We start from the raw sequence: 25119 nt of genomic DNA, 5'->3' as shown, positions 1-25119 counted from the left end.
GTGCCGGTGCGCCCGCTAGACCAGTGCGGGGGCGAAGTCGTCGCGCGCGGACCTGCTGCCGTCGAGGGCTGCCCACGCCCCGGCGAGGATTCCCACGGCCCGTCGGGTGTCCTCGGCCGGATAGCTGAAGGGGACGCGGAGGAAGCGCTCGAACACGCCGTCCATGCCGAAGCGGGGCCCGGCTCCCAGCAGCAGGCCGCGGTCGCGCGCGGCGAGGGCGAGTTCGGAGCTGACCGGGGCGCCGAGATTGACCCAGGTGCAGAGGCCGCCCGAGACGCGCGGTACGTCCCACCCCGGCAGCTGTGCGGCGAGGAGCCGGCCGAGCTCCCGCTGTCCGTCGGCGAGCTGCTGCGCCCGGAACCGGAGCAGCGCGTCGTAGTCGCCGAGCATCTCGAGGGCGATCAGCTGCTCGAGGATCGGCGTCCCGAGGTCCTGCGCGTACCGGGACTGCACGAGCCGCCGGATCACCTCGCGCTCCGCCCTGATCCAGCCGATGCGCAGCCCGCCCCAGACGGTCTTGCCCATGGAGCCGATCAGCACGGCGGGACCGAACGCCGCGAGGGGCGGCTCGGCGTCGCCCTCGATCCGCAGCTCGGCCATCGTCTCGTCCGCCACGACCACCGTGCCGGCCCGGGCCGCGGCGGACATGAGGCGCTCGCGCTGTCCGGGCGGCATCACGGCCCCTGTGGGGTTGTGGAAGTCCGGCATCACGTAGGCGAGGGCGGGCCGTGCCCGGTCGAAGGCCTGCTCCAGGCCGTCGTCGTCCCAGCCGTCCCCCGCGCCGACGGAGACGGGGACGAGCCGCCGGCCGGCCGCGCGGAGCGCTTCGTAGGCGTGCGGATAGCTCGGGGCCTCGACGAGGACGGTGTCGCTGCGCGTGAGCCAGGTCCGCGCGAGGAGCGAGATGGCGTGCTGCGCGCCGAGGGTCACCATGAGCTGCCCGGGCTCGGTCGGCACGCCGCGGGCGGTGTACCGGTCGGCGAGGGCCTGCCGCAGCCGGGGGAGGCCGAGCAGGTCGTAGCCGTCACCGTTGAGGTAGGCGGGCAGCTCGGAGGCGGCACGTACGGCTGCTTCACCGACCTGCGGGGCGGCGGGCAGTGCTGCCTTGCTGAGGTCGAGCACGACGCCGGAGCCGCCGTCGTCGTGCGCCGGGGCGCCGCGTCCCGGCATCGCCACCACGGATCCCGAGCCGCGCGTGCTCTGCACGTACCCGGCCGAGCGCAGGCGCGCGTAGGCGGCGGCGACGAGCGTGCGGCTGACCGCGAGCTGCACCGCGAGTTCCCGTTCGGCCGGTAGCCGTGACCCGAGGGGGATCCGGCCGTCGAGGGTGAGCAGGCGGATGCGGTCGGCCAGTGCCGCGTAAGCGGGCCCGGCGGTCCGCCAGGAGCCGAGTTCCGCGGCGAGGCGCCGCGCGGTGAGGACCATCATGGAGCCACCATTTCACAATTGGCATCTTGTTGTCAGTCCAATTACACGTTGTACTGAAGGCATGACCTTCCTCGGTGTCCGGCGCGGACTGCAACTCCTGCTCGGACTCTTCCTCTACGGCCTGTCCCTCGCGATGATGATCCGGGCGACGCTCGGCGTCTCGCCCTGGGACGTCCTCGGGCAGGGCGGGTCCCTCCGGACCGGCATCCCCTTCGGTTTCATGACCAACATCATCGGTCTGATCGTCCTGCTCCTCTGGATCCCGCTGCGGCAGCGCCCGGGCATCGGCACCGTCCTCAACGTCGCGCTCGTGGGGCCGAGCGCGGAGATCGGCCTGGCACTGCTCACCGAGCCCACCCAGCTGTGGGCGCGGATCCTGCTGTTCACCGGCGGCCTGGTGCTCCTCGCCGTCGCCAGCGGCCTCTACATCGGTGCCCGCCTGGGGCCCGGACCGCGCGACGGACTGATGACGGGCATCCACGCGCGCAGCGGCCTGCCCATCTGGCTCGTCCGCACCGGCATCGAGGGCACGGTGCTGGTGCTGGGCTGGCTGCTCGGCGGGACCGTGGGGCTGGGCACCGTCGCCTTCGCGCTCCTCATCGGGCCGCTGATCAACCTCGCCCTGCCGGTCTTCCGGGTGCCGGAACGCCCGCGGCCCGCCCCGGACACCGCCCCGGACACCGCGACTGCCGGGACCTGACGCTGCAGATCCCGGCTCCGACGCCCGGTGGGGTCGCCGGGTCGGCTCCTCGCGCCACGAGGTCACGGCCTGCTCCCCGGCGGGCGGACCCGGCCGACCTAGACTGGGAGTCCTGCCGCGACCGAGAGGACCCCATGACCACCGACGTCCCCAGCGCCGAGACCCGCAGCCCCTGGCGCGAGCTCGCGCCGGGCATCTACCAGCTCCCGACTCCCGGCTTCCGGATGAACGCGGGCCTCGTCGTCGGGCGCGAGCGCGCCCTGGTGGTCGACGCCGGTGCGGGTCCCGTCGGGGCCGCCGAGGTGTACGCGCAGGTCCGGGGCATCACCGATCTGCCCCTGATCGTGGTCAACACGCACGCGCACGCGGACCACTTCTTCGGCAACGCCTATTTCGCCGCGCAGGGTGTGGAGGAGTTCTGGGCCACCGCGAGGTGCAGCGCCGCGCAGGGTGAGACCGGCGAGGACCAGCGGACGCTGGTCGCCGCCGTCGAACCGGCCATGGGCACGGGCGACGGCGTCCACACGCAGATCCTCCCGGCCAACCGGCTCGTGGAGGGCACGCCCGTGGACCTCGACCTGGGGGAGGTGTCGGTGACGCTCTTCCACCTCGGCCGCGGCCACACGGACCACGATCTGCTCGTCGGCGCCGGGAACGTCCTCTTCACGGGTGACCTCGTGGAGGAGGGCGCGGATCCGGCGTTCGAGGACTCCTTCCCCGTGGACTGGGTGCGGACGCTCGGGAAGATGGTGGCGCTGGAGGACCTCTACGACGTGTTCGTCCCCGGTCACGGAGCTCCCGTCGGCGTCGCGGAGGTCACCACGCAGATGAACAAGATGCGCAGTGCCATCAGGGTGACGCGCTTGGCCATGGACGAGGCCTCCGTGGACATGACCAAGGCCATCCCGATCCTCCCGTACGGCCCCGAGCAGTCGAGGGCGCTCCTGATCCGCCTCCGCACCCTGGCCCACTGGACCTGGCTGACGCGCAAGCACTGACCGGCCGGGTGGTCCGAGGACCTAGGCGGTCGAGCCGAAGACGGTCCGGTCCAGGAAGGCGTTGCGGAATTTGCCCTCGGGATCCATGCGTGCCGCCAGGGCGCGGAAGTCGTCGAAGCGCGGATACAGCGGGGCCAGCCGGGCGGCATCAGCAGTGAACAGCTTGCCCCAGTGCGGACGCATGGCGAACGGCGCCAGGGCGGCCTCGATCTCCGGCAGCAGCGCCTCGACCTCGGGCTGGGCGGGCTTCCAGGTGAAGTGGAGGCCGATGCCGGCCCGCTGGTAGTTGTTGCTGAGCCAGAGCCCGTCCGCGGCCATCGAGCGGATCTCCGAGACCTGCAGCAGCGGCGTGATGCGTGGCGCGAGGGCGCGCACGGCCTCGATGGCCGCGACGGCGTGTTCGCGGCCCACGAGATACTCGGTCTGCAGTTCCTCGCCGTTGCTGGGGGTGAAGGCGAGGCGGAAGTGGGCCAGGCGGTCCGACCACGGGCCCGAGACGCCGAGCTGCTGCGTGCAGTGGTCCGCGGCCACGCCCGGCACGGGGTGCAGGGCGGCCTCTGCCGGGGTGCCGCCGAAGAAGTCCGTGGGGACCGCGGTCCCGCTGTCCACGCGGCTCTTCAGCCAGGCCTGACCGATGGTGCCGCCGGTCCAGTCCGTGAAGAGGCTGACGCTGTAGGCGGCGGAGGTGGCGGCGTCGTAGTCGGCGAGCACGGCGTCCCACGGGACGTCCGTGAATACGTCCTGGCGGACCTCGAAGGTCGGCTCGATGCGCAGCGTCACGCGGTGGACGACCCCGAGGGCGCCGAGGCCCACCACCATGCCGTCGAAATCGTCGTCCCCCTGTGTGACGGTGAGGACGTCACCGGAGGCCGTGACGAGCTCCAGGCCCACGACGGCGGTCGCGAGGTTCCCGTTGCGGTCCCCCGATCCGTGGGTGGCGGTCGCGATGGCGCCACCGATGGAGATGTGGGGGAGGGAGGCGAGGTTGTGCAGGGCGTAGCCGCGGCGCTGCAGGTGCTCGGCGAGGACGCCGTAGCGCACTCCCGCGCCGACCGTGACCGTGAGGGCCTCCGGATCGACCGAGACGGCCGGGTCCATGACGTCCAGCGACACGAGGGTGCCCGGGCTGTCCGCGATGTCGTTGAAGGAGTGGCGGGAGCCGAGGGCGCTGACGCGGGTGCTTCCCGTGACGGCCCGTTGCAGCTCCGTGAGCGTGGTGGGGTGGGCGATCGCCTCGGCGGCATACGCATGGTTTCCCGCCCAGTTGAGCCGGTCCCGTACCTGTTCCTCGATCATGGTGTCCTTGTCTGGCAGGGTCGCGCCGGCGGGAAAGGAGCCGCAGGACACAAGCGGTAGGGTGCCCGGCAATCCTACAACGTTGTAGACTCGCGGGACGCGTGACGTGCAGGGCATCACCGGTGGATCGAGGGAGCGCAATGGCGGCCACACTGAAGGACGTCGCCCTGGCGGCCGGCGTCTCGATCAAGACCGTCTCGAACGTCATCAACGACTACCAGCACATCCGGGCCGACACCAAGCAGCGGGTCATGGAGGCCATCGACGAGCTCGGGTACAGCCCCAACCTCTCGGCACGCAGCCTCCGGTCCGGCAGGACCGGCGTGATCGGCCTCGCCGTCCCCGAGCTGTCCCTCAGCTACTTCGCCGAACTGGCCGATGCCGTCATCACGGCCGCCGAGCGGCGGGGGCTCAAGGTCCTCATCGAGCAGACCGGCGGCGGTGACCGGGCACGCGAGCTGGAGATCCTGCGGAGCCCACGGCTGCAGATGACCGACGGCCTGCTCTTCAGTCCGCTCGGCATGTCGAACGAGGACGCCCACTACCTCGACGTCAACTTCCCGCTCGTCCTGCTCGGCGAACGGATCTTCGGCGGCCCCACCGACCACGTGACCATGAGCAACGTGGAATCGGCGCGGGCCGCGACGGCGCATCTCATCTCCAAGGGCCGGCGCCGCATCGCCGTCGTCGGCGGCCACCGGGGTGAGGTGATCGGCTCGGCCGGTCTCCGCCTGCGCGGCTACCAGCAGGCACTGGAGGAGGCGGGGATCCCCTTCGATCCCGCCCTCGTCGGCTACACCACCTTCTGGCACCGTGCCAATGGGGCGACGTCCATGCGCGAGCTCCTCGAATCGGGGGTGGAGTTCGACGCGATGTTCGGCATGAACGACACCCTGGCGCTCGGTGCCATGCGGGTGCTGCAGGAGGCGGGGCTGCGGATCCCCGACGACGTCGCCGTCATCGGGTTCGACGACCTCGACGAGGGGCGGTACTCCCTGCCGACCCTCTCCACCATCGACCCGGGCAGGCTCGAGATCGCGGACACCGCGGTCCGGGTGCTGCAGGAGCGGATCTCCCGGCGCGACGGTGATGTGCCTCCCCGCGAGTTCGAAGCCCGCTACCAGGTGATCGAGCGCGAGTCCTCCGCGCTGCCCGGCTGAGCTGCCCGCGCCGCGGGTCATGGTGCCGACGCCGGGGAGGATTCCCGCAGCACCTGCTTGACAGTGACCGGCCTCACTCTGCATGCTTCTTCTACATCGTTTACCTACAACGATGTAAACGACGGAACCAAGCCCTGCTCCACACCTCTCCACCGGAGGTCGACGCGCAGGAGGACGGGACCCGGATCAAGGAAGATTCGAGCGGGCACGCCATCCGGGTGCCCCGGTGATCCTCCTCCCTGCAGGACCTGGACCGGCCGCCCACGGGCTGGCCACGGTGGAACGCCACCGCGAGAGGAAGCACACGATATGAAAGCCACGTTCCTGGCATCGGTCGGCATCGTCGCCGCCACCGCCGTAGCACTGACCGGCTGCTCCGGAGGGGAATCCGGCGGCGGAGGAGGGGGCTCCGAAGCGGCCTCCTGCACCAACACCGTCGTCAACGCCGAGGCTCCCCAGGTGACCGTCTGGGCCTGGTACCCCGGTTTCGACCAGGTGGTCGACACCTTCAACAACGCCAACGACGACGTCCAGATCTGCTGGACGAACGCAGGTCAGGGCAATGACGAGTACACGAAGTTCTCGACGTCGATCGAGTCCGGGTCCGGAGCCCCGGACGTCATCCAGCTCGAGTCCGAGGTCCTCTCCAGCTTCACCATCCGCGACGCCCTCGTGGACCTGACCGAGTTCGGCGCGAACGACGTCGAGGGGGACTACGCCGAGGGTGCCTGGGAGGACGCATCGAGCGGCGACGCCGTGTATGCGATCCCGGTCGACGGCGGACCCATGGGCATGCTCTACCGCCAGGACATCTTCGACGCCGCGGGCATCGAGGTGCCGACCACCTGGGAGGAGTTCGAGGCGGCCGCGCAGACCCTGAAGGCCTCGGGTGACGGCGCGGTCATGGCCGACTTCCCGACCAATGGCCGCGCATTCAACCAGGCGCTCTTCGCCCAGGCCGGGTCCGTCCCGTTCGAGTACGACTCCGCGAACCCGCAGGAGATCGGCATCAACGTGAACGACGACGGCGCCAAGAAGGTGCTCGAGTACTGGGAGGGACTCGTCAAGGACGGTCTCGTGGCCACCGATGACGCCTTCACCGCCGACTACAACACCAAGCTGGTCGATGGTTCCTACGCCGTGTATCTCGCGGCGGCCTGGGGGCCCGGGTACCTGCAGGGGCTCTCGGACGCCGACCCGACCGCGGTCTGGCGTGCAGCGCCGCTTCCGCAGTGGGACGCTGCGAACCCCGTGCAGGTCAACTGGGGCGGCTCGACCTTCGCGGTGACCGAGCAGGCCTCCGACAAGGAGCTCGCCGCGAAGGTGGCCATGGGCATCTTCGGGAACGAGGAAGGCATGAACCTCGGCGTCGACGCGGGCGCCCTCTTCCCCTCCTACGCGCCGGTCCTGGAATCCGACGAGTTCGCCACCAAGGAGTACGAGTTCTTCGGCGGGCAGCAGATCAACAGGGACGTGTTCCTCGATGCCGCTGCCGGCTACGAGGGCGCCACCTTCAGCCCCTTCCAGAACTACGCCTACGACCAGCTGACGGTGCAGATCTACGCCATGGTCCAGGGCGAGAAGGACGCGAGCCAGGCACTCGACGACCTGCAGGCCTCGCTCGAGCAGTACGCCACCGAGCAGGGCTTCACGCTCACGTAGCCTGCCGGCAGGGTGCCCGCCCCAGGGCGGGCACCCTGCCTCCCGGTCCCTGCGGAGACCTTCACCCCACATCCGTTCCGATCCCGAGGAAAGACCACCATGGCCACGACCACCGCGCCGACGTCGTCCCACCGCGCCGAGGCACACCAGCCGGTCAAGCACCGACCGGACAGGAACTACCGGCGCCGCCAACGCTGGGGATGGCTGTTCGTCGCACCCTTCGCCCTGATCTTCCTGACCTTCCTGGTCCTCCCGCTCGTCTTCGCCTTCCGGATGAGCCTGTTCACGAGCACGCTCGCCACCGGCGACAGGTTCGTGGGATTCGCGAACTACGCCAAGGCCTTCACCGATCCGCTCTTCCTCGACGGACTGCTCACGGTCGCGAAGTTCGGGCTCATCATGATCCCGGCGCAGATGATCGTGGCGCTGATCGCCGCGCTCGTCCTCGACAACCTGGCCACCTGGGCGTCGAAGTTCTCCCGGCTGATGATCTTCATCCCCTATGCCGTGCCCGTGGTCATCGGCGCGCTCATGTGGGGCTTCCTCTACAGCCCGCGCTTCGGTCCCGCGAGTACGGTCTTCGCCCTGTTCGGGGCCGAGGCGCCGAACTTCCTCGCGCAGGACAGCATCTTCGGCAGCCTCGTGAACATCGTCACCTGGCAGTGGGCCGGCTACTACATGATCATCATCTACGCGGCGCTGCGGGGCATCGACCCGGGTATCTACGAGGCGGCCGTGCTCGACGGCGCCTCGGACCGGCAGATCGCCACGCGCATCAAGGTGCCGATGATCTCCTCGTCGCTCGTCATGGTGGTGATCTTCGCCCTGATCGGGACCCTCCAGTTCTTCACCGAACCACAGGTGCTGCGGGGGGTGGCGCAGGGTGCCATCCCCACGGACTACACACCGAACATGTACGCGTTCTCGCTGGCCTTCTCCTACAGCCAGTTCAACTACGCCTCGGCCATCTCCTTCGCCCTCGGCATCGTGGTCTTCGTGTTCTCCTTCTTCTTCCTTTTCCTGACCCGCAAGCAGAGCGGACTGAAATAAGCCATGGCACTCGTCACCGACACGCTCGATCCGAAGCAGCAGGGCGGCAGGGGCCGGAGCGCGGCGTCGCGCACCAGGGCCCGCAGCGGCGGACCACGCATCGGCTCGCACATCTTCCTGCTCATCCTCGTCATCTACTTCATCACCCCCATCTGGTGGCTGTCCGTCGCGAGCACCAAGGACACCGCCGGCCTCTTCAGCGGCTCTGGTGGGCCGCTGTGGTTCGACGACGAGTTCCACTTCTTCGACAACGTGCAGGGCCTGTTCGACCGCCAGAACGGCATCTACTGGCGGTGGCTCGGCAACTCGTTCCTGTACGCCATCTCCGGCGGTGTGGGTGCGACGGTCCTCGCGGTCCTCGCCGGCTACGGCTTCGCCAAGTACAGGTTCCGCGGCAGGGGCGCCTTCTTCGGCGTCCTCCTCGGCGCGGTCATGGTCCCGCTGACGGCGCTCGTCATCCCGACGTTCGTCCTGCTCAGCGAGGTGGGTCTCGTCAACACCATCTGGGCCGTCATCCTCCCGTCGCTCCTCAGCCCCTTCGGCGTCTACCTCATGCGGGTCTTCGCCCAGGAGGCGGTGCCGGACGAACTGCTCGATGCCGCCCGGATCGACGGGGCGGGGGAACTCAGGACGTTCTTCACCATCGCGCTGCCGCTGCTCCGCCCGGCCATCGTCACGGTGCTCCTGCTCTCCGTCGTCGGCACCTGGAACAACTTCTTCCTGCCGCTCGCGGTCCTCAGCGACCCGCTGCTGCTCCCCGTCACCGTGGGACTCAACGGCTGGACCGCCCTCTCCAACGCCGGCAGCGGCGGCGAGGCGCTGTGGAACCTCATCACCACGGGTGCCTTCATCTCGATCATCCCGCTGATCATCGCCTTCCTGTCCCTCCAGAAGTACTGGCAGGGCGGACTGTCCCTGGGCTCGCTCAAGTAGCCCGGGCACCCGCCCCCACCGACCCACGACACCGCGCAGAAAGTAGTTCGATGCAGAACGCACGCCTCACCCTCGACCCCCACTTCACGGTCGGGCCGATCAACCGCAACATCTTCGGCGGCTTCGTCGAACACCTCGGCCGCCACGTGTACGACGGCATCTACGAACCCGGCCACGCCACGGCCGACGACGAGGGCTTCCGCCAGGACGTCGTCGAGCTGGTCAGGGAGATGGGTGTCTCGACCATCCGCTACCCGGGCGGCAACTTCGTCTCCGGTTTCCGCTGGGAGGACAGCGTGGGCCCGCGCGAGGAGCGCCCCACGCGCCTCGATCTCGCATGGCACTCCACGGAGACCAACCAGGTCGGGATGCACGAGTTCGCCTCCTGGCTGCGGAAGGTGGACAGCGACCTCATGCTCGCGGTGAATCTCGGGACGCGCGGCACGCTCGAGGCCCTCGAACTGCTCGAATACGCGAACCTGCCCAAGGGCACGGCTCTCGCCGACCAGCGCATGGCCAACGGGCGGCCCGACCCGTTCGACGTGAAGATCTGGTGCCTCGGCAACGAGATGGACGGTCCGTGGCAGCTCGGGCACCGCTCCGCGGAGGACTACGGCAAGCTCGCCTCCCGCACGGCCAAGGCCATGCGCCAGCTCGATCCGTCGATCCAGCTCGTGGCCTGCGGCTCCTCCAGCGCCCACATGCCGACCTTCGGCGAGTGGGAGCGCGTGGTCCTGTCGCACACGTACGACGATGTCGACTACATCTCCTGCCACGCCTACTACGAGGAGAAGAACGGCGACCTCGCCTCGTTCCTCGCCTCCGCCGTGGACATGGACCACTTCATCGAATCGGTCGTCGCCACCGCCGACCACGTGAAGGCCGTCCGCGGCAGCTCGAAGACCATCAACATCTCCTTCGACGAGTGGAATGTCTGGTACATCAGCCGCTTCGAGAACGTCGACAAGATCCAGGGCCTCGACAACTGGCCGGTCGCCCCGCGCCTGCTCGAGGACTGCTACTCGGTGGCGGACGCCGTCGTGTTCGGCAACCTGATGATCTCGCTGCTCAAGCACGCGGACCGAGTGACGTCGGCGTCGCTGGCGCAGCTCGTGAACGTGATCGCGCCGATCATGACGGAGCCGGACGGCCCGGCATGGCGGCAGACGACCTTCTTCCCGTTCGCCATCACCTCACGCCTGGCGCAGGGCTCCGTTCTCGAACTCAAGCTCGACGCCGGCACGTACGAGAGCGCCGAGTACGGCGTCGTCCCGCTCGTGGACGCCGTGGCGACGCACGACGACGCCGCCGGTACCGCCGCCGTCTTCCTGGTCAACCGCTCGCAGACCGAGGAGATCACCGTGACGATCGACATCGCGGCCCTCGACGGCTTCACCGGCGTCAGCGCCGAGTCGCTGTACGATACGGACGTGTATGCGAAGAACACTCTCGAGGAGCCCGAGCGCGTGACCATGAAGCCCAACACCACGGCGACACTCGACGGCGGCGCCGTGACCGTCACGCTGCCACCCGTGTCATGGACGGCCGTAGCCCTCGCATGAACCATCCCGAATACAGGATCGAGGGCGACGGCTATGCGGCCGTCGTCCTCGGTCTCGGTGCCGCCGTCCGTGAACTGACGTACGAGGGCCGCCCCCTCGTGGTCGGCTTCGGCCCCGACGAGGACATGCCCAACTTCCGCGGCGCCTTCGTGGCTCCCTGGCCCAACCGGATCGCCGACGGGCGCTACACGTTCGACGGCGTCGATCACGAATTGGCGATCAACGAACCCGAGCGGGTCACGGCCCTCCACGGACTCGTCTTCGACATCCCCTGGACGCTCGTGGAGCACACGGCCTCCAGCGTGACGCTCGGCTGCACCATCGAGCCGAGCGCGGCGTACCCCTTCACCGTGGCGCTGCACGCGCGCTTCGGCGTGGGCCCGGACGGCTTCCGGACCGAGGTCACCGCGCTGAACACCGGATCCAACCGGGCCCCCTACGGGGTCTGCCCCCACCCGTACCTGGTGGCAGGCACGTCCGCGCTCGACGACTGGGTGCTCGAACTCCCCGCCTCGACGGTGCTGACCGTGACTGCCGACCGCCTGCTGCCGGTCGGCAGGGAGGACGTGGACGGGACGCCCTTCGACTTCCGCTCGGCGCACGCCCTCGGGGACGTGCAGATCGACCACGCGTTCACCGGGATCCAGCGTGATGCCGCGGGGTTCGCGACCGTGCGCCTCATGGACCCTGCCGATGGGACGGGGACGGCCATGACGTGGGACGAGAGCTGCCCCTGGGTCCAGATCCACACCGCGGACCTCCCGAAGAAGCCCGAGAGCACGCGCCTCGGTCTCGCCGTCGAACCCATGACCTGCCCGCCGGAGGCCTTCAACTCCGGCGAGGACCTCGTGGTGCTCGAGCCCGGGCAGACGCACCGGACGGGCTGGACGATCAGCGCGCTCTAGGCGGCGCCGGGCGGGTCCCTACGGGGTGCGAGAGACCGCGAGCAGGCGGTCGCTCGCGGATGCGGCGCCTTCGCCGTCGACGAGTGCGAGCAGGTCCTCGAGCACGTCATGCAGGGGCCTCGACGCGTCGACGGCCGTGAACGAGGCGAACTCGGACAGGGCGCGGTACCCGGCCTCCAGTGCCGTCAGGTCCGCCGGGTCCTCCTCGTCGGTGGCGCGGAGCCTCACCCGGTCGACGGCCACGTCGACCGGGACGTCGAAGAAGGCGACGACGTCCGCGGCGGGCAGCAGGCCGAGGAGCCAGGGCACCATCACGCCCCGCGGCAGGCCCCGGGCGGCGCGGAGCGCCAGCTGGCACTCCAGGCCCCGGTCCAGCACCGCGACGCCGTCGTAGGTCCGCATCCGCAGCTCGTTGCGCAGGACGTTGACCACCCGGGCGACCGTCTCGAGTGCGTCGAGGACACGCGGACCCGGTGCGTGTCCGAGCCGGGCCCACCACCCGGCCATCGTCCGGCGGCCTGCAGGATTCCTGAAGACGGCGGCGGCCTGCCCCCGGCCTACGAGGGCCCGCTCCAGCTCGTGCGCTGCCGTGCTCTTGCCGGAGCCGTCGATACCGATGAGGAGGATGCGCAGCGAAGTACCTTTCACGAGAGGGGACACACCGTCCAACGGGAGGTCCGCGCGCGGTGTTCCCTGTCCTGCGGTCCGACAGGCGGATGCACAGCAACCTCACAGCGCCGGAGGGCCCGACCGCACAGCCGGCATCCGCCGCCGTCGTGCCGTCGGGGGAAGCCATCGCCGGCAGGGCACGGCGTGGCGCTGCTCCGCCCGCTCGGGCTCGACGTGGTGCTCCAGGAACGCCGGTCTGGTCCGGATCGTGCGATCCGGGTACGGTACGTGCACCGCGTGCGCCCGTACACGGTCCGCAGCGTGAGCACTGCGCGCGGAGACGCCGAGGAGGCCCAGCATGGACGACCAGAACATCCTCACCACGATCCGTTCGCTCGTGGACGAGGAGCACGACCTGCGGCAGAACGAGGCAGGCAGCATGCGCGGTCAGGAGAACTCCGAGCGGCTGCGCCACCTGGAGGAGAGCCTCGACCAGTGCTGGGACCTGCTACGCCAGCGCCGGGCGAGGTCCCAGTACGGACAGGACCCGGACGGTGCCGCCGTCCGCCCGGTGAGCCAGGTCGAGGGGTATTGGCCGAGGACGCGCGGGCGCTCCTAGAGCGAGGCCAGCAGAGCGAGCTCCTCCCGGCGCGTCAGTCCCGATCGTCTGTCCCGCGTCAGTCCCCGCGCGCGTTCGTCGTCGAGCGTGTCCTCGAGGGTCCGCCGAAGGTCCCGCAGGCTTCCTCCCGCAGCCTTGAAGGCGGCGTTGCTGCGCCGGTTGAACCCGGAGAAGTCTTCGGGTAGCCAGAGTGGGAGCGACCGCGGGCCCGCCCAGTAGGTCACGGCCTGTTCCAGCAGCCAGTCCGACGGCGCCTCGACGACGGCACCGGTATGTCCCGCGACCGAGCGGGCCTGGACCAGCATGCCGCCGAAGGACGTCTCGTCACCCACCGCGTTGATCGAGCCCGTGGTCCCCGCACGGCCGGCGTCGACGGTCCACGCCGCGAGGTCCCGGACATCGATGACCTGGATGAAGCGGCCGGCGAGGGTCGGTGCCAGGACGGCGCCGTCGCCGGCCAGGGCGCAGCGCGATACCCAGTAGCCGAAGCGGTCGCTGCCGTCGCCGGGACCGGCGATCAGGCCTGCGCGGACGGTGAGCAGCCGATCTGCGAGCACCCTGCGTGATTCCTGCTCGCACATCACCTTCGCCGTGGCATAGTCCGTGGTATCAGCACCGGCCCCGACGTCGACGAGGGCGGCGGCTTCATCCGCCCCGGGCTCGGTGTTCGAGGCGTACACGGAGCACGAGGACACCAGGGTCCAGTGGGCGGCGCGATCGGCCAGCGCGGCCAGGGCGCCGGAGACGTGCTGCACGTCCCACGAGATCTCGACGACCTCGTCCCAGTCCTCGGAGGCGACGGCCCGGTAGGCGGCGGGATCGGCACGGTCGGCTGCGGCGAAAACGGCTCCAGCCGGTGGCGGCCCCGCCGTGCCGCGCGCCAGGCAGGTCACCTCGTCCCCTTCGTCGAGGAACCGCGCCGCCAGTTCCCTGCCGAGCCAGGCCGTGCCACCGAGGATCAGCACGCGCCTCATGGCGCTCCGACCCAGCACACAGAGCGCTTCACGGCACTGCGCTCGAGGGCGTCGTCACGGCGACCACCGGCCGGACGGCGGCGCCGCAGCGTCCGCGAGGACCCGTGCCCTGCCTGCGGTCGGCGAACCCGGAGCATCTGCCCCGTACCCGGCCTCCGAGCCCCGGTCCTCGCTCGCCGCCCGGGCCCGGTCCTCGCTCGCCGCACGGGCCAGGCGCGCGGCGAGCGTCCGGGCCTCGCGCAGGCGCTCCGGCGGACATTCGGGTACCGCCGGCAGGGCGAACTGCGGAACGGGCGCAGGGTCGGCCCGCGTCGCGGCGGGGTCAGTGCCGGTGGAGAAACAGGAGCGCGCCAGAACGATCCCGCCCGCGGCGAGAAGGAGGAACGGGTAGCCCCGGACGCCCGCGAAGAGCGCGAGGATCCCGAGGGAGGTGCTGATCATGCCGAGTGGTACGAGGAGTCTAGAAGCCATCACGCGTCCGTCGTCGTTGACTGAGGGTGGTGGCACCGATGGTACCCGCTGATCCGCCTGCCGGCGCTCCCGGCACCGCGTGTCCTGACGTGGCGCGTGTCGGAGAGGGTCTGTCCGACGTCGAGCGCCCGGTGCCGTACCCGGCGTCGTGCCGTGCGCAGGCCTGGGCCGCGGCCTCCGCCGTGCCGACGGCGCAGGCCCTCGGCGCGCTCTGACGGGCGGTTACCAGGGTCCGCAGCCGGTCCCGGTCAGGCGAGGATGCGCTGGTACAGGAGGTGGTCCTGCCATCGGCCCGCGATCCGGAGGTAGGAAGGCGCCGATCCGATCAGGGTGAAGCCCGCCCGGTCGAGGAGAGCCCGGGACCCGGCATTGTGCGGCAGCACCGAGGCCTGCACGCGGTGCAGCCCCAGGTCGTCGCGGGCCGCGGTGAGGACCGCCCGGAGTGCGGCCGACGTGATGCCCCGTCCCTGCAGCGCGGCGTCCACCCAGTAGCCCACGTGGGCACTGAGGAAGGGGCCACGGACGATCCCGGAGAGGGTGACCGCTCCGACGATCCTGCCCTCGGCCTCGAGGACCCAGGGCGCGTCCGTCCCTGATGCGAGGCCCGCGAGTCGGGCGGCGACCGCACCGGCCTGACCCTCCACGGTGAAGAAGTCCTCCTCGCGCAGCGGCTCCCACGGGGCAAGGTGCTCGCGGTTCCGGCGATACGCGGCGGCGAGCTCAGCGGCGTCGGTGGACTCGAGCAGACGCAGGGTCGTCCCGGATGGCAGGGTGGTGCTGGACACCGCGCCATCGTAGCCGAGCGACGGCCGGACCCGACCGTGCCGGAGTCGGGACGGTCGCCGGAGAGGGGGGAACAGTGCAGAGCAGCTGGGTCATCAGGGAGGCGACGGCGGTCGACGCACCCGGATTCGCCCGCTCCCAGATCGACGCGTGGCGGGCGGCGTACGGGGGCATCCTGCCGGCCGACTACCTGGCCCGGATGGACCATGCACGGTTGACCACCGGGTGGGAGCAGCGGCTCGGGGCACAGACGCCCGACGTCCGGCAGCTCGTCCTCGCGGTCGGGGGCGAGGTGGCGGGCTGGTCCGGCTTCGGTCTGCCGCGGGACGACGTCGACCGGGGCGTGGGGGAGCTGCAGGCCATCAACCTGGCTCCCGAGTACTGGTCCAGGGGCTTCGGGTCCCGGCTCTTCACCCGCAGTGTCACCGAGCTCGCGGGAATGGGGTACGGCAGCGGCTATCTGTGGGTGGCGGCGGGCAACGCGCGGGCACTGGTCTTCTACGCGCGGCACGGCTGGCGGGCGGACGGCGTCGAGAAGGACGACGACCGCTTCGACCCACCCCTCCGCGAGCTCCGCGTGAGCTGTTCCGTCCTGGCCTGACGGGGCGCTCCACGCCGTCGCCGGCACACTGTCTCGATGCAAGGGACACCCGATCCGCGTACCGACGACGACAACGCACCCCGCCCGCATCACTGCGGGAGGTCTTCCGCGACATCGTCGCGGACAACCGGGCGGGTGGTTGGCGCGGCACGGTGAAGCGTGCAAACCTAGGCGGATGAGCACCCTCCAGGACATCGACACCCCCTCGGGCACCGTCTCCGCCTACGTCGTCCGGCCGGAGGGACCCATCCGGGGCGGGCTCGTGCTCGTCCACGAGGTGTGGGGGCTCGTCGGCCACACGCGTGATGTCGCCGACCGCTTCGCGCGTGAGGGCTATGTCGTGGTCGCGCCCGATCTCCTCGCGGACCAGGGCATCACCGAGCAGAACACCCTGGGCCTGGGGGAGGCGCTGGCCGGGCCCGACGACGAGGCGCGGAACGAGGCGCAGCCGAAGCTGCGTGCGCTCCTCGCGCCCCTGCGCAGTCCCGAGTTCGGCGCGCTCACCACGGAGCGCGTGCGGGCCTGTTTCTCCCATCTGTTCGACGACGCCGAGGTGGCCGGGCGCGTGGGCATCATCGGCTTCTGCTTCGGAGGGACGTACAGCTTCTCCCTCGCCGTGCACGAGCCGCGCCTCCTCGCAAGCGTGCCGTTCTACGGCCATGCCACGTTCACGGCGGAAGAGCTCGGGCGCATCGAGGCACCCGTCCTCGCCTTCTACGGGCAGGACGACGACGGGCTCCTCCAGGAACTGCCGGCCCTCGAGGCGGCGATGCAGCACGCCGGGGTCGATTTCACCGCCGTCGTCTACCCGGGTGCCGGCCACGCCTTCTTCAACGACTCCAACCGCTTCGCCTACCGGGCAGCTCCGGCCGAGGACGCCTGGCAGCGCACGCTGGAGTTCCTCGCGCGGCACGTTGCCTGATCGCGACGACGCACCGGGCGCTGCCCGGCCTCCCGCCGGGCGGCGCCCGGTACACCTCCGGCCGCGGTACCTGGGGCTGGTCCTCATGGGCGGCACGGCCGGCACGCTCGCCCGGTTCGGCCTGGCCGAGGTGCTCCCGGCTCCGGGTGGCCTGCCGCTCGGTATCCTCCTGATCAATGTCACCGGCGCGTTCGCCCTCGGCGTGCTGCTCGAGGCGCTCGCGCGCCGAGGTCCCGACGTGGGACGGCGCCGGGCGCTGAGGCTCGTGCTCGGCACCGGATTCCTGGGGGGGTTCACGACCTACAGCGCGCTCGCCGTCGACACGTCACTCCTGGTGTCCGGCGGGCGCCTCCTCGCAGGACTCGGCTACCTGGCGGTATCGGTCCTCATGGGACTGGTGGCGACGGCGGCCGGTATCGCCGTCGGGCACAGCGTGCGTCCGACCGGGGAACAGCACCATCGCGGGTCCGAGCGATGAGCGTCGCCGTCGTGCTGGCCGTCGGTCTCGCGGGCGGACTGGGATCCGTGGCCCGCTTCGTGCTCGACGGGATGATCCGCTCGCGGATGCACGGGGCGGCCCCGGTCGGCACCATGACCGTCAACATCTCCGGCTCCCTGCTCCTGGGCCTGCTCACCGGGATCGTCCTGGCGGCGGCCCTGCCGCCGGAGTGGACGCTCATCGCCGGGACCGGATTCCTCGGCGGATACACCACCTTCAGCACGGCGAGCGACGAGACCGTGCGGTTGGTACAGGCCGGTCGGACCCGCGCTGCCCTCCTCTCCGGACTCGGCACAGCGGTGACGGCGCTGGCCGCAGCCGGCCTCGGGCTGTGGGCGGGGTTCCTTCTGGCCGGGTAGACCCGGGTATCCCTGGTCTGCAGCCATGTCCACGCCCGCCGGCATGCCGCTTCCTCCGGATCCCGCCCGGCACGGCGGGCGTACCCTCCTTCGTCGAGGGTCCGGGACCCCTTGACTCCTCCGCTGGACGCGGGACCATCGAGACAGTGCACCCTGAGAGTGGTGCCTGACGAGGAGGTAAGCGTGGACCAGGACCTGCAGCCCGATCTTCCTGCGGCACCGGCCGTCGAGGCCGAGGATCTCGCCACCCGTGTGCCGTGGCCCGCTGCGGCCGGCACGACCATCGCCTGCGCCCCGCTTCCCGCCCTGGCCCTCGAGGAGGGGCCACCCGACTACACGGATGCCTCGGTGCTCCGGGCGGGCGACTCCCTGCACGCTTATGTCACATCCAGTCACGGTGATCCGCAGGGTGGCCTGCCCGCGTCCTTCGGGGCCTCGGATTCGTTCGGGGCGGGCGCCGACGCGGGCGACGGCGGCGGCGAGTAGGCGTGGACGATCAGGGTGTGCTGATGACGAGGCGCCGTACGCCGTCGACCGTGAGGATCTGCCGGTCACCCTGATCCGTGAGGCACAGCAGGACCGCGGTGCAGCTGGGACAGCGCAGCACCATCCCGGGCGCCTGCCGGTAGAGCAGCGCCGCGGCCAGGGGGCCCGAGGTCCCGCATCCGGCGCACATGCAGTCGGCGCTCGTGAGGTCCGCGACGAACTGGTCCAGGGCGCCGGCGAGGGCGTTGCCGTCCACATGCTCCTGGTCCGGTGAGTACTCCTGCGTGCTGTCCATGCTCCGTCCTTCCCCTGCTGTCCCGGTGGCCGCCGATGTCCTGCGCGATCGGCTCGCCCGCCGTCGTGCCTACCCGCCGTAACGCTCCGTGCGGATGCGGGCCGGTTCGTGTCCGTCCTCCACGAGCCAGGAGGACACCGCTTCCACGAAGCCCGTGGACCCGCAGATGTAGATGGCCGGCGCGTCCTCGGGCGGGAAGCACGACGCCGTCACGGCTTCATGGGTGAGCCTGCCCGCTGTCGCTCCCTCTGGAGCCTCACGGGAGTAGGCGATGTCCAGCCGCACCTGCGAGTTCTCCTGCCCGATCACGGCGAGTTCGCCCCCGTAGAACATGCTCGCGGGGCTGCGGACCGAGTAGAGCAGCCGGGCCGGGACCGCCGAGCGGGACTCGGAGTGCGAGCGCAGCATCGCCATGAGCGGTACCACGCCCGATCCTCCCGCGATCAGCTGGAGAGGGCCGCCGTTGTCGGGTGTCCACGTGAACCAGCCGCCCACGGGACCGCGCACCTCGAGGTCGTCACCCACGGCCAGGACGCCGACGAGGAACGGGGACACCTCGCCGTCGTCCAGTTCCTCGACCGTCACCTCGAGCTCGTACGGCGGGACCCAGGCGGCCACGGAGTAGGAGCGGACGGCCTGGTACCCGTCCTCCGCCGTCAGGCGCAGGTCCACGTGCTGGCCGGCCGTGCCGGTCACGGGTTCGGGGAAGCGCAGGCGGATGGTGCGGGCGTCGGCGGTCTCGGGCCGGGCGGCGCTGACCTGTGCGGTCTGCCACGTCCTCCTCACCAATAGCGTTCCTCCCGCCACGGGTCCCCGTACATGTTGTAGCCGTTGGTCTCCCAGAAGCCCGGCAGGTCCTGGTCCATCATCCGGATCCCGCTGACCCACTTGGCGCTCTTCCAGAAGTACAGGTGCGGCACCAGGAGCCGGGCCGGGCCGCCGTGCGCGGAGGGGAGGGGTTCGCCGTCGAACTCGTGGACGAGCCACGCCTTCCCGTCCAGGAGGTCATCGAGCGGGACGTTCGTCGTGTACCCGCCGTAGGAGTGCACCATCGTGTACTCGGCGTCGGACTCGACGTCCTCGAAGAGCGTGTCCAGCGTAACGCCCCGCCAGGTGGTGCCGAACTTCGACCAGTGCGTCACGCAGTGGATGTCGGTGGTGACGTCCTCCTGCGGCAGGGCCTGCAGCTCCTCCCAGCTCCACCGGTGCGTCCGGCCCGGCCCGGCCGCGATCTGGAAGCTCCAGTCCCTGAGCAGCACGTGCGGGGTGGGCCCTGCGGACATCACGGGGAAGCTGTCCGTCAGGTACTGGCCCGGTGGCAGGTTCGCGCCCCTGTTCTGGCGCCTGCCGGTGAAGCCTGAGGTCGGTGTCGCCATGGGTGCTCCCGCCGGGATGAGGCCGCCGGGTCAGCCGCGGCGGTAGGAACAAGGTAGTCCGCCGGGCCCTCTCCGTCCAGAGCCGCGGTCACGTCGTCGTCGCGCTGCGTTGCCGCGGTCCCTCTGTTGACGTAGCGTCGCGAGGACATCGACCGCGTCCGATGCCGGCCCTCGGACTAGGGTGGAACGGTGCCCAGGGAAACTTTCGACCTCCGATCGATCGCCGTCGGGGCGTACGGGCCGTCACTGCTCTACGGCGTCGCGACAGGGGCCATCCTGCCCGTCATCGCCCTGACGGCGCGCGACCTCGGAGCAGACGTCGCGACGGCGGCCCTCGTCATCACGCTGTCCGGGATCGGGTCCCTCGTCACGAATGTCCCGGCCACCCTGATCGCCACCCGTTTCGGCGAGCGGAAAGCGCTGGTGGGGGCGGCGCTGTGGTGCGCGGCCGCGATGTTCCTGGCGCTCGCTGCACCGACCCTCCCCGTCTTCGCCGCCGCGGTGTTCATGGTCGGCATGGCCGGTGCCGTGTTCGGCCTCGCCCGGCAGAGCTACCTCACCGAGGCCGTCCCGGCCCATTTCCGAGCACGCGCGCTCTCGACCCTGGGCGGCGTGACGCGCATCGGCGTGTTCATCGGCCCCTTCGCCGCGGCCCTCGCCATGGCCGTGTACGGCCTGGACGGCGCCTACTGGGTCGGCGGGGTCGCGAGCATCGCAGCCGCGGCCCTCAGCTGGCGCGTCCCCGAGCTCGGAGCTCCCGGCCGCCTGGCCCTCACCGCGCAGTCGCCCGTCGGGGCGGCGCTGGCGCCTCCGCCCGCGCCGACCGTGCGGTCCGTCATGCGCAGCCACTCCCGGATCTTCGTCACGGTCGGTGTCGGTGTCCTCCTGATCGCCGCGGTGCGGGCGACGCGTCAGGCCGTCCTCCCGCTCTGGGCGGAGAGCATCGGGCTGGACGCCTCGTCGACGGCGCTCATCTACGGTCTCTCGGGCGCCATCGACATGCTGATCTTCTACCCGTCCGGCAAGATCATGGACGTCAAGGGCCGCCGCTGGATCGCCGTGCCGTGCATGCTCATCATGGGCACGTCCCTGACGCTGCTGCCGTTCACCGCGGACGCAGTCGGCCTGCTGCTGGTGGCGCTGCTCATCGGGTTCGGCAACGGCATCGGTTCGGGCATCGTGATGACGCTGGGCGCCGATTTCTCGCCGTCGCCCGGCCGTCCGCAGTTCCTCGGCATCTGGCGGCTGTTCACGGATGTGGGGAACATGTCCGGACCCGCACTCCTGTCCCTGGTCACGGCGCTGGCGACCCTGTCCGCGGGCATCTGGGCGACGGCCGCCCTCGGCTTCCTCGGTGCTGCCGTGCTCTGGTACTGGATCCCGCGCGCTGCACCGGGCTCCGCGGAACCGGCGGTGCCGCGGAGCTGAGGCATGTGCCGTGCGGCCGATTACGCTCCGGCCGTCGCCGTGACCTGGCCCTCATCAGCGCCGGGCGCGACGCCCTCGTCAGCGCCGGGCGCGACGCCGGACCACCCGCGCCGCCAGAACGGCTCCTGCCGTCGCCACGACCCACGGACCGCCCACGATGACGGGGTCGAGCCACTGGTGGTTGACGTCGGCGCGCCTCTTCCCGAGGCGCGACGCGATGCCGTGCAACCGTCCTTCCGCCAGGACCCCTGTCTCGGTCACCGGGTTGTCCGGACGGAGGGACACCAGGGATCGGAGGTGCGCCCCCCAGGCATCCACCCGGTCGGCCCCGATCAGGATGAGCCAGTGCGCCGCGCGCCCCTCGCTGTAGCGGTAGGCGTACCGGCGGATCCGGCCGGAGACGCCGTGCAGCGGTGCGCTGGTGCCGAAGACCGGCGTCAGCTGCCCGTGCTCGATCGAACGCTCCCGGCCCTCCCGGCCCGATTGCTGCTCCTCGGGGTAGTCCCAGTGCGCGCCGGTGCCCGCGGGGTCGTACACCTCGCGGGGGTAGGAGGGCCGGTCCTTCGGGTCGAGGTCCGCACCCCAGCCCGGGATGCGCGCCCGGAGAGCCTCCGGGGAGGGGATGTCCTTCGGCTTGTTGGCGACGTAGGGGGTGGACGGCGTCGTCGACATGGTGTGCCTCCTAGCTGGGGTCCGCGATGACGAGGGTCTTGATGCAGTTGTCGAGCTTGGCCGAGAACAGGTGGTACCCCTCGGCGATGTCCTCCAGCGGGATCCGATGGGTGACGATGTCGTTCGGCTTGAGGAAGCCGTTCTGGATATGGCTGAAGAGGCGCGGCCACTGCCGTTTCACCGGTGTCTGGTTCATGCGCAGCGTGAGGCCCTTGTTGAGCGCGTCCCCGAACTTCACGGCGCTGAAGATGGGCCCGTAGGCGCCGACGACGGACACCGTGCCGCCCTTGCGGGCAGCGTCGATCGCCCAGTTGAGCGCGATCGGCGAACCGCCCTGCAGTTTGAGCTTGGTCCCGGTGACCTGCTGGAGGAAGTTCCCGTCCGCCTCGGCCCCGACGGCGTCGATGACGACGTCGGCCCCGAGCCAGTCCGTGGTCCTCTTCATCTCGACCACGATGTCGTCGTACGCCGCGAAGTTGAAGGTCTCGGCGTGGGCGAAGGTGCGCGCCTTCTCGAGCCGGTACTCGAGGTGGTCGACGACGATCACGCGCCCCGCGCCCATCAGCCAGGCGGACTTCGCGGCGTAGAGGCCCACGGGTCCCGCCCCGAAGACCACGACGGTGTCACCCTCGACGATGTCGCCGAGCTGCGCCCCGAAATAGCCCGTCGCGAGGGCGTCCGTGAGCAGCACGGCGTCTTCGCTGTCCATCCAGTCCGGGATGATGGCCGGTCCCACGTCCGCGAAGGGCACGCGCACGAACTCGGCCTGCCCGCCGTCGTACCCGCCCGTGGTGTGCGAGTACCCGTAGATGCCACCGACCGCCGTCGCATTCGGGTTGACATTGTGGCAGTTGGAGTAGAGGCCGCGTGCGCAGAAATAGCAGGAGCCGCAGTAGACGTTGAAGGGCACCATCACGCGGTCGCCGCGCTTCAGGTTCTGCACCGAGGGGCCCACCTCCTCGACCACGCCGATGAACTCGTGGCCGAACGTGTGGCCGATCCGGGTGTCCGGCATCATCCCGTGGTACAGGTGCAGGTCGGAGCCGCAGATCGCCGCCGTCGTCACCCGGATGATGGCGTCGTTCGGGTGTTCGATCCTCGGCATGGGTTTCTCTTCGACGCGGATCTTGTAGGGACCGCGGTAGACCATGGCTCTCATCCGTCTCCTCCTTCGTCGCTCGTCCGGTCAGCGTGGCACCGGACGGTGCGGTGCTTCAACAAGGAGCAGGGGACGGAAAGCGCGTGCGGAGGACCGCGGAGGGTGCTACCGCCGGCAGTCGGTGGCCGGCGCGCGGCGCGCTTGGGCGGCGAACAGCCAGCCCGCGGCCCCGGAGAGGGTGAAGCCCACGCCGACGATCCACGTCAGCCCCCACCAGAAGAAGAGGGGGACGGTCGCGGTCCCCGGCACGGCGGCCGGACCCGCTGCCTGAACGGACACGTACAGGACGGCGGACACGAGCAGGCCGCCCGGGCCCAGGATCCAGCAGAGCACCAGCCAGCCGCGCGAGGAGCCCCACCCGCTGCCGAATCCCTCCCACCGGTTCCAGTGATCGCCCGTCCGCATGATGATGAGGCCGCCGATGAGAGTCCAGGTACCGACGACGAGAAGAGCCGCGACGACGTCCGCCGGACGGTGCCACAGGTTGATGAACGTGGCCACCCCGGCGAGGACGGAGTACGCACCGCCCGCAGCCGCGGCGAAGGGACGCCAGCGGGGGGTCATGATGATGAAGACGGCAGCTGCCGCCGATGCCGCCAGAGTCGTATGCCCGGAGGGTAATGAATTGAAGGCGAGCGTGGCGACGCCGCGGTCGGGCCGGTCGAAGACGAGATTCTTCAGTACCTGGGTGGTCAGGTTCGAGGTCAGGACGACGGCGACGGCGACCACCGCGGCCCCGTACCGCTGCCGCCTGAGCACCACGAAGAGGATGGCCGCCGCGGCGAGGACAACGGAGATGGCGGGAAGAGTGTCGAGGAACCGCAGGAAGGGCAGTTGCGTGTCCGGCGCCGCCACCCCTGCTTCCTGCCAGGCCGACTCGTCCGCGAACTGTCCCGTCGTCGTCCGGACGAACGCCCAGTAGGTCCAGCCGAGAGCCGCCGCGCAGGCGAGTGCGGCCAGCACGAAGACGAACGGCGAGCGCGCCGCCCGGGCGGTCGTCCTGGTCCGCTGCGTGGTCATCGGTCAATCGTTCCACACCGACCTCGGAGTTCCGCCACCGTCCTGTGACCTCGTCCTGAGACGTCGGCCTGCCCTCCCGGGACCGCGGGGCCCCTGCCGTAGCCTGAGGGCGTGACGCCACAGACCGCCCCCCTGCCCCTGCCGTCGCTCGAGGACCTGCTGTCCTCGGCCCGCGTGGTGTCCATCCCCATGCGGGTGAAGTTCCGCGGCGTCCTGCATCGCGAGGCACTCCTCGTGCGGGGGCCCGCCGGCTGGGGAGAGTTCAGCCCCTTCCTCGAGTACGACGACGACGAGTCCGCGCCGTGGCTGGCCTCCGCCCTCGAGGCGGCCTGGGCGGGGTACCCCGCCCCGGTCCGGGACTCCGTGCCGGTGAACGCCACCGTCCCCGCCGTCGGGCCGGAGGCGGTGGAGGGTGTCCTCGCCCGCTTCGGGCCGGTGGGCGCGGTCAAGGTCAAGGTGGCGGAGCGGGGACAGGACCTGCGCGACGACGTCGCCCGCGTGGCTGAGGTACGCCGACTCCTGCCCGACGCCGGCATCAAGGTGGACGCGAACGGCGGCTGGGAGGTCACGGAGGCACTCACGGCACTGGATGCCCTGGCTCCGTCCGGCCTGCAGTACGTGGAGCAGCCGGTGGCCGACATCCCGGGCCTCCGGGCCGTCCGCCTGGAACTCCGGCGCCGCGGGTCGGAGATCCTGGTCGCGGCGGACGAGAGCGTCCGGCGGCAGGAGGATCCGCTGCTGGTCGCGCGCGAGGACGCGGCCGACGTCCTCGTGGTCAAGGCCGCGCCACTCGGGGGAGTGCGGCGGGCGCTCGACATCATCCGGCAGGCAGGGCTGCCGGCCGTGGTCAGTTCCGCGCTCGACACCTCGGTGGGGATCCGTTCCGGTGTCGCGCTCGCGGCAGCGCTTCCCGACCTGCCGTTCGCCTGCGGCCTGGCCACGGTCTCGCTCATGGAGGGTGACGTCACGGACGCCTCGCTGGTGCCCGAGGGCGGTCGCCTGCCCGTGCGTGACGTCGACGTGCGTGAAGAACGACTGCTGCGGTTCGCAGCCGACGGAAGCCGTCGGTCCTGGTGGCTGGAGCGGCTCGCCCGGACCCATGCGGTCCTAGCAGCGCGGGACCGGAAGTCCGCCGCCGGCGACACGGAATGA

At 70.8% G+C, this 25119-nt stretch carries 29 protein-coding genes; 17 read left to right on the top strand and 12 right to left on the bottom strand.

Annotated features, from left to right (window positions below):
* Positions 1–15: 15 nt before the first annotated feature.
* On the bottom strand, positions 16–1428 hold the full coding sequence (gene yczR / locus FNH21_RS04680; protein ID WP_152812642.1) for a MocR-like transcription factor YczR: 1413 nt from the start codon (positions 1426–1428) through the stop codon (positions 16–18).
* A gap of 61 nt (positions 1429–1489) precedes the next feature.
* Here yczR and yczE point away from each other — a divergent pair, with 61 nt between their 5' ends.
* Both yczE and FNH21_RS04670 read left to right on the top strand, forming a co-directional pair.
* On the top strand, positions 1490–2128 hold the full coding sequence (gene yczE / locus FNH21_RS04675; protein ID WP_152812640.1) for a membrane protein YczE: 639 nt from the start codon (positions 1490–1492) through the stop codon (positions 2126–2128).
* A gap of 134 nt (positions 2129–2262) precedes the next feature.
* Positions 2263–3126 (top strand): MBL fold metallo-hydrolase, encoded by an 864-nt coding sequence (locus FNH21_RS04670; RefSeq protein WP_152812638.1) that lies wholly within the window; start codon positions 2263–2265, stop codon positions 3124–3126.
* A 21-nt stretch (positions 3127–3147) separates the two neighbouring features.
* On the opposite strand, the gene FNH21_RS04665 is transcribed toward FNH21_RS04670, so the two are convergent.
* Positions 3148–4422, bottom strand: coding sequence for an FAD-binding protein (locus tag FNH21_RS04665; protein ID WP_152812636.1), 1275 nt, complete (start codon positions 4420–4422; stop codon positions 3148–3150).
* 140 nt (positions 4423–4562) lie between these two features.
* Between FNH21_RS04665 and FNH21_RS04660 the strand changes: the two genes are divergently transcribed.
* The 6 genes from FNH21_RS04660 to FNH21_RS04635 all read left to right on the top strand — a co-directional run bounded on the left by FNH21_RS04660 (position 4563) and on the right by FNH21_RS04635 (position 11694).
* Positions 4563–5582, top strand: a complete 1020-nt coding sequence (locus FNH21_RS04660) for a LacI family DNA-binding transcriptional regulator (protein WP_152812634.1) — start codon at positions 4563–4565, stop codon at positions 5580–5582.
* A 309-nt stretch (positions 5583–5891) separates the two neighbouring features.
* Positions 5892–7244, top strand: a complete 1353-nt coding sequence (locus FNH21_RS04655; RefSeq protein ID WP_152812632.1) for an ABC transporter substrate-binding protein — start codon at positions 5892–5894, stop codon at positions 7242–7244.
* A 99-nt stretch (positions 7245–7343) separates the two neighbouring features.
* A complete protein-coding gene (locus FNH21_RS04650; RefSeq protein ID WP_152812630.1) occupies positions 7344–8294 on the top strand; it encodes a carbohydrate ABC transporter permease in 951 nt (316 codons plus the stop codon).
* A 3-nt stretch (positions 8295–8297) separates the two neighbouring features.
* Positions 8298–9227, top strand: coding sequence for a carbohydrate ABC transporter permease (locus FNH21_RS04645; protein ID WP_152812628.1), 930 nt, complete (start codon positions 8298–8300; stop codon positions 9225–9227).
* Between the two features lie 50 nt (positions 9228–9277).
* Positions 9278–10789, top strand: a complete 1512-nt coding sequence (gene arfA / locus FNH21_RS04640; protein WP_152812626.1) for an arabinosylfuranosidase ArfA — start codon at positions 9278–9280, stop codon at positions 10787–10789.
* Positions 10786–11694 carry an aldose 1-epimerase family protein gene (locus FNH21_RS04635; protein ID WP_152812624.1) on the top strand — a complete coding sequence of 303 codons (909 nt, stop codon included), beginning with the start codon at positions 10786–10788 and terminating at the stop codon, positions 11692–11694. The genes arfA and FNH21_RS04635 overlap by 4 nt, the downstream gene beginning before the upstream one ends.
* Positions 11695–11712: 18 nt before the next feature.
* Here FNH21_RS04635 and FNH21_RS04630 read toward each other — a convergent pair whose 3' ends face one another.
* The gene (locus FNH21_RS04630; RefSeq protein ID WP_338403151.1) at positions 11713–12342 is read right to left on the bottom strand and encodes a nucleoside/nucleotide kinase family protein; all 630 of its coding nucleotides are present in this window, start codon (positions 12340–12342) and stop codon (positions 11713–11715) included.
* Positions 12343–12661: 319 nt separating this feature from the next.
* Here FNH21_RS04630 and FNH21_RS04625 point away from each other — a divergent pair, with 319 nt between their 5' ends.
* The gene (locus FNH21_RS04625) at positions 12662–12922 is read left to right on the top strand and encodes a DUF2630 family protein (protein ID WP_152812622.1); all 261 of its coding nucleotides are present in this window, start codon (positions 12662–12664) and stop codon (positions 12920–12922) included.
* On the opposite strand, the gene FNH21_RS04620 is transcribed toward FNH21_RS04625, so the two are convergent.
* Positions 12919–13896 (bottom strand): NAD-dependent epimerase/dehydratase family protein, encoded by a 978-nt coding sequence (locus tag FNH21_RS04620; protein ID WP_152812620.1) that lies wholly within the window; start codon positions 13894–13896, stop codon positions 12919–12921. The genes FNH21_RS04625 and FNH21_RS04620 overlap by 4 nt on opposite strands.
* Before the next feature lie 54 nt (positions 13897–13950).
* Positions 13951–14367, bottom strand: a complete 417-nt coding sequence (locus tag FNH21_RS04615) for a hypothetical protein (RefSeq protein ID WP_152812618.1) — start codon at positions 14365–14367, stop codon at positions 13951–13953.
* Between the two features lie 89 nt (positions 14368–14456).
* Between FNH21_RS04615 and FNH21_RS17265 the strand changes: the two genes are divergently transcribed.
* Entirely contained in the window at positions 14457–14582 is a 126-nt protein-coding gene (locus tag FNH21_RS17265; protein ID WP_277819704.1) for a hypothetical protein, read from the top strand.
* Positions 14583–14615: 33 nt separating this feature from the next.
* Here the strand turns inward: FNH21_RS17265 and FNH21_RS04610 are convergent, their stop codons facing one another.
* Positions 14616–15152 (bottom strand): GNAT family N-acetyltransferase, encoded by a 537-nt coding sequence (locus FNH21_RS04610; RefSeq protein WP_191931617.1) that lies wholly within the window; start codon positions 15150–15152, stop codon positions 14616–14618.
* Positions 15153–15226: 74 nt separating this feature from the next.
* On the opposite strand from FNH21_RS04610, the gene FNH21_RS04605 reads away from it, so the two are divergent.
* From FNH21_RS04605 to FNH21_RS04585, 5 genes are all read left to right on the top strand, one after another.
* Positions 15227–15751, top strand: coding sequence for a GNAT family N-acetyltransferase (locus tag FNH21_RS04605; protein ID WP_191931616.1), 525 nt, complete (start codon positions 15227–15229; stop codon positions 15749–15751).
* A 175-nt stretch (positions 15752–15926) separates the two neighbouring features.
* A complete protein-coding gene (locus tag FNH21_RS04600; protein ID WP_152812613.1) occupies positions 15927–16673 on the top strand; it encodes a dienelactone hydrolase family protein in 747 nt (248 codons plus the stop codon).
* Entirely contained in the window at positions 16666–17151 is a 486-nt protein-coding gene (locus tag FNH21_RS04595; protein ID WP_241742728.1) for a fluoride efflux transporter FluC, read from the top strand. The genes FNH21_RS04600 and FNH21_RS04595 overlap by 8 nt, the downstream gene beginning before the upstream one ends.
* Positions 17148–17531 carry a fluoride efflux transporter CrcB gene (crcB, locus tag FNH21_RS04590; RefSeq protein WP_152812611.1) on the top strand — a complete coding sequence of 128 codons (384 nt, stop codon included), beginning with the start codon at positions 17148–17150 and terminating at the stop codon, positions 17529–17531. Before FNH21_RS04595 ends, crcB begins: the two co-directional genes overlap by 4 nt.
* Positions 17532–17714: 183 nt before the next feature.
* The gene (locus tag FNH21_RS04585) at positions 17715–18017 is read left to right on the top strand and encodes a hypothetical protein (protein ID WP_152812608.1); all 303 of its coding nucleotides are present in this window, start codon (positions 17715–17717) and stop codon (positions 18015–18017) included.
* A 10-nt stretch (positions 18018–18027) separates the two neighbouring features.
* Here the strand turns inward: FNH21_RS04585 and FNH21_RS04580 are convergent, their stop codons facing one another.
* From FNH21_RS04580 to FNH21_RS04570, 3 genes are all read right to left on the bottom strand, one after another.
* On the bottom strand, positions 18028–18312 hold the full coding sequence (locus FNH21_RS04580) for a DUF6510 family protein (RefSeq protein WP_152812606.1): 285 nt from the start codon (positions 18310–18312) through the stop codon (positions 18028–18030).
* A 69-nt stretch (positions 18313–18381) separates the two neighbouring features.
* Positions 18382–19098 carry an FAD-binding oxidoreductase gene (locus tag FNH21_RS04575; RefSeq protein ID WP_338403150.1) on the bottom strand — a complete coding sequence of 239 codons (717 nt, stop codon included), beginning with the start codon at positions 19096–19098 and terminating at the stop codon, positions 18382–18384.
* Positions 19095–19688, bottom strand: a complete 594-nt coding sequence (locus tag FNH21_RS04570) for a sulfite oxidase-like oxidoreductase (RefSeq protein ID WP_152812602.1) — start codon at positions 19686–19688, stop codon at positions 19095–19097. Before FNH21_RS04570 ends, FNH21_RS04575 begins: the two co-directional genes overlap by 4 nt.
* A 189-nt stretch (positions 19689–19877) precedes the next feature.
* Here FNH21_RS04570 and FNH21_RS04565 point away from each other — a divergent pair, with 189 nt between their 5' ends.
* Positions 19878–21116: an MFS transporter gene (locus FNH21_RS04565; RefSeq protein WP_191931614.1), complete on the top strand. Its 1239-nt coding sequence runs from the start codon at positions 19878–19880 to the stop codon at positions 21114–21116.
* Positions 21117–21194: 78 nt separating this feature from the next.
* On the opposite strand, the gene FNH21_RS04560 is transcribed toward FNH21_RS04565, so the two are convergent.
* The 3 genes from FNH21_RS04560 to FNH21_RS04550 form a co-directional block, all read right to left on the bottom strand.
* Positions 21195–21788, bottom strand: coding sequence for a hypothetical protein (locus FNH21_RS04560; RefSeq protein WP_152812600.1), 594 nt, complete (start codon positions 21786–21788; stop codon positions 21195–21197).
* 10 nt (positions 21789–21798) lie between these two features.
* Positions 21799–22947 carry a zinc-dependent alcohol dehydrogenase gene (locus tag FNH21_RS04555; protein WP_152812598.1) on the bottom strand — a complete coding sequence of 383 codons (1149 nt, stop codon included), beginning with the start codon at positions 22945–22947 and terminating at the stop codon, positions 21799–21801.
* Positions 22948–23052: 105 nt separating this feature from the next.
* Entirely contained in the window at positions 23053–23967 is a 915-nt protein-coding gene (locus FNH21_RS04550) for a phosphatase PAP2 family protein (protein WP_152812596.1), read from the bottom strand.
* Between the two features lie 111 nt (positions 23968–24078).
* Here FNH21_RS04550 and FNH21_RS04545 point away from each other — a divergent pair, with 111 nt between their 5' ends.
* Positions 24079–25119 carry an o-succinylbenzoate synthase gene (locus FNH21_RS04545; RefSeq protein WP_338403149.1) on the top strand — a complete coding sequence of 347 codons (1041 nt, stop codon included), beginning with the start codon at positions 24079–24081 and terminating at the stop codon, positions 25117–25119.

It is taken from the genome of Arthrobacter bussei, from assembly GCF_009377195.2.
Taxonomy (GTDB): Bacteria; Actinomycetota; Actinomycetes; order Actinomycetales; family Micrococcaceae; genus Arthrobacter_D; species Arthrobacter_D bussei.
The sequence above is the reverse complement of the archived record's forward strand: the minus strand, read 5'-3'. Positions and strand labels throughout refer to the sequence as shown.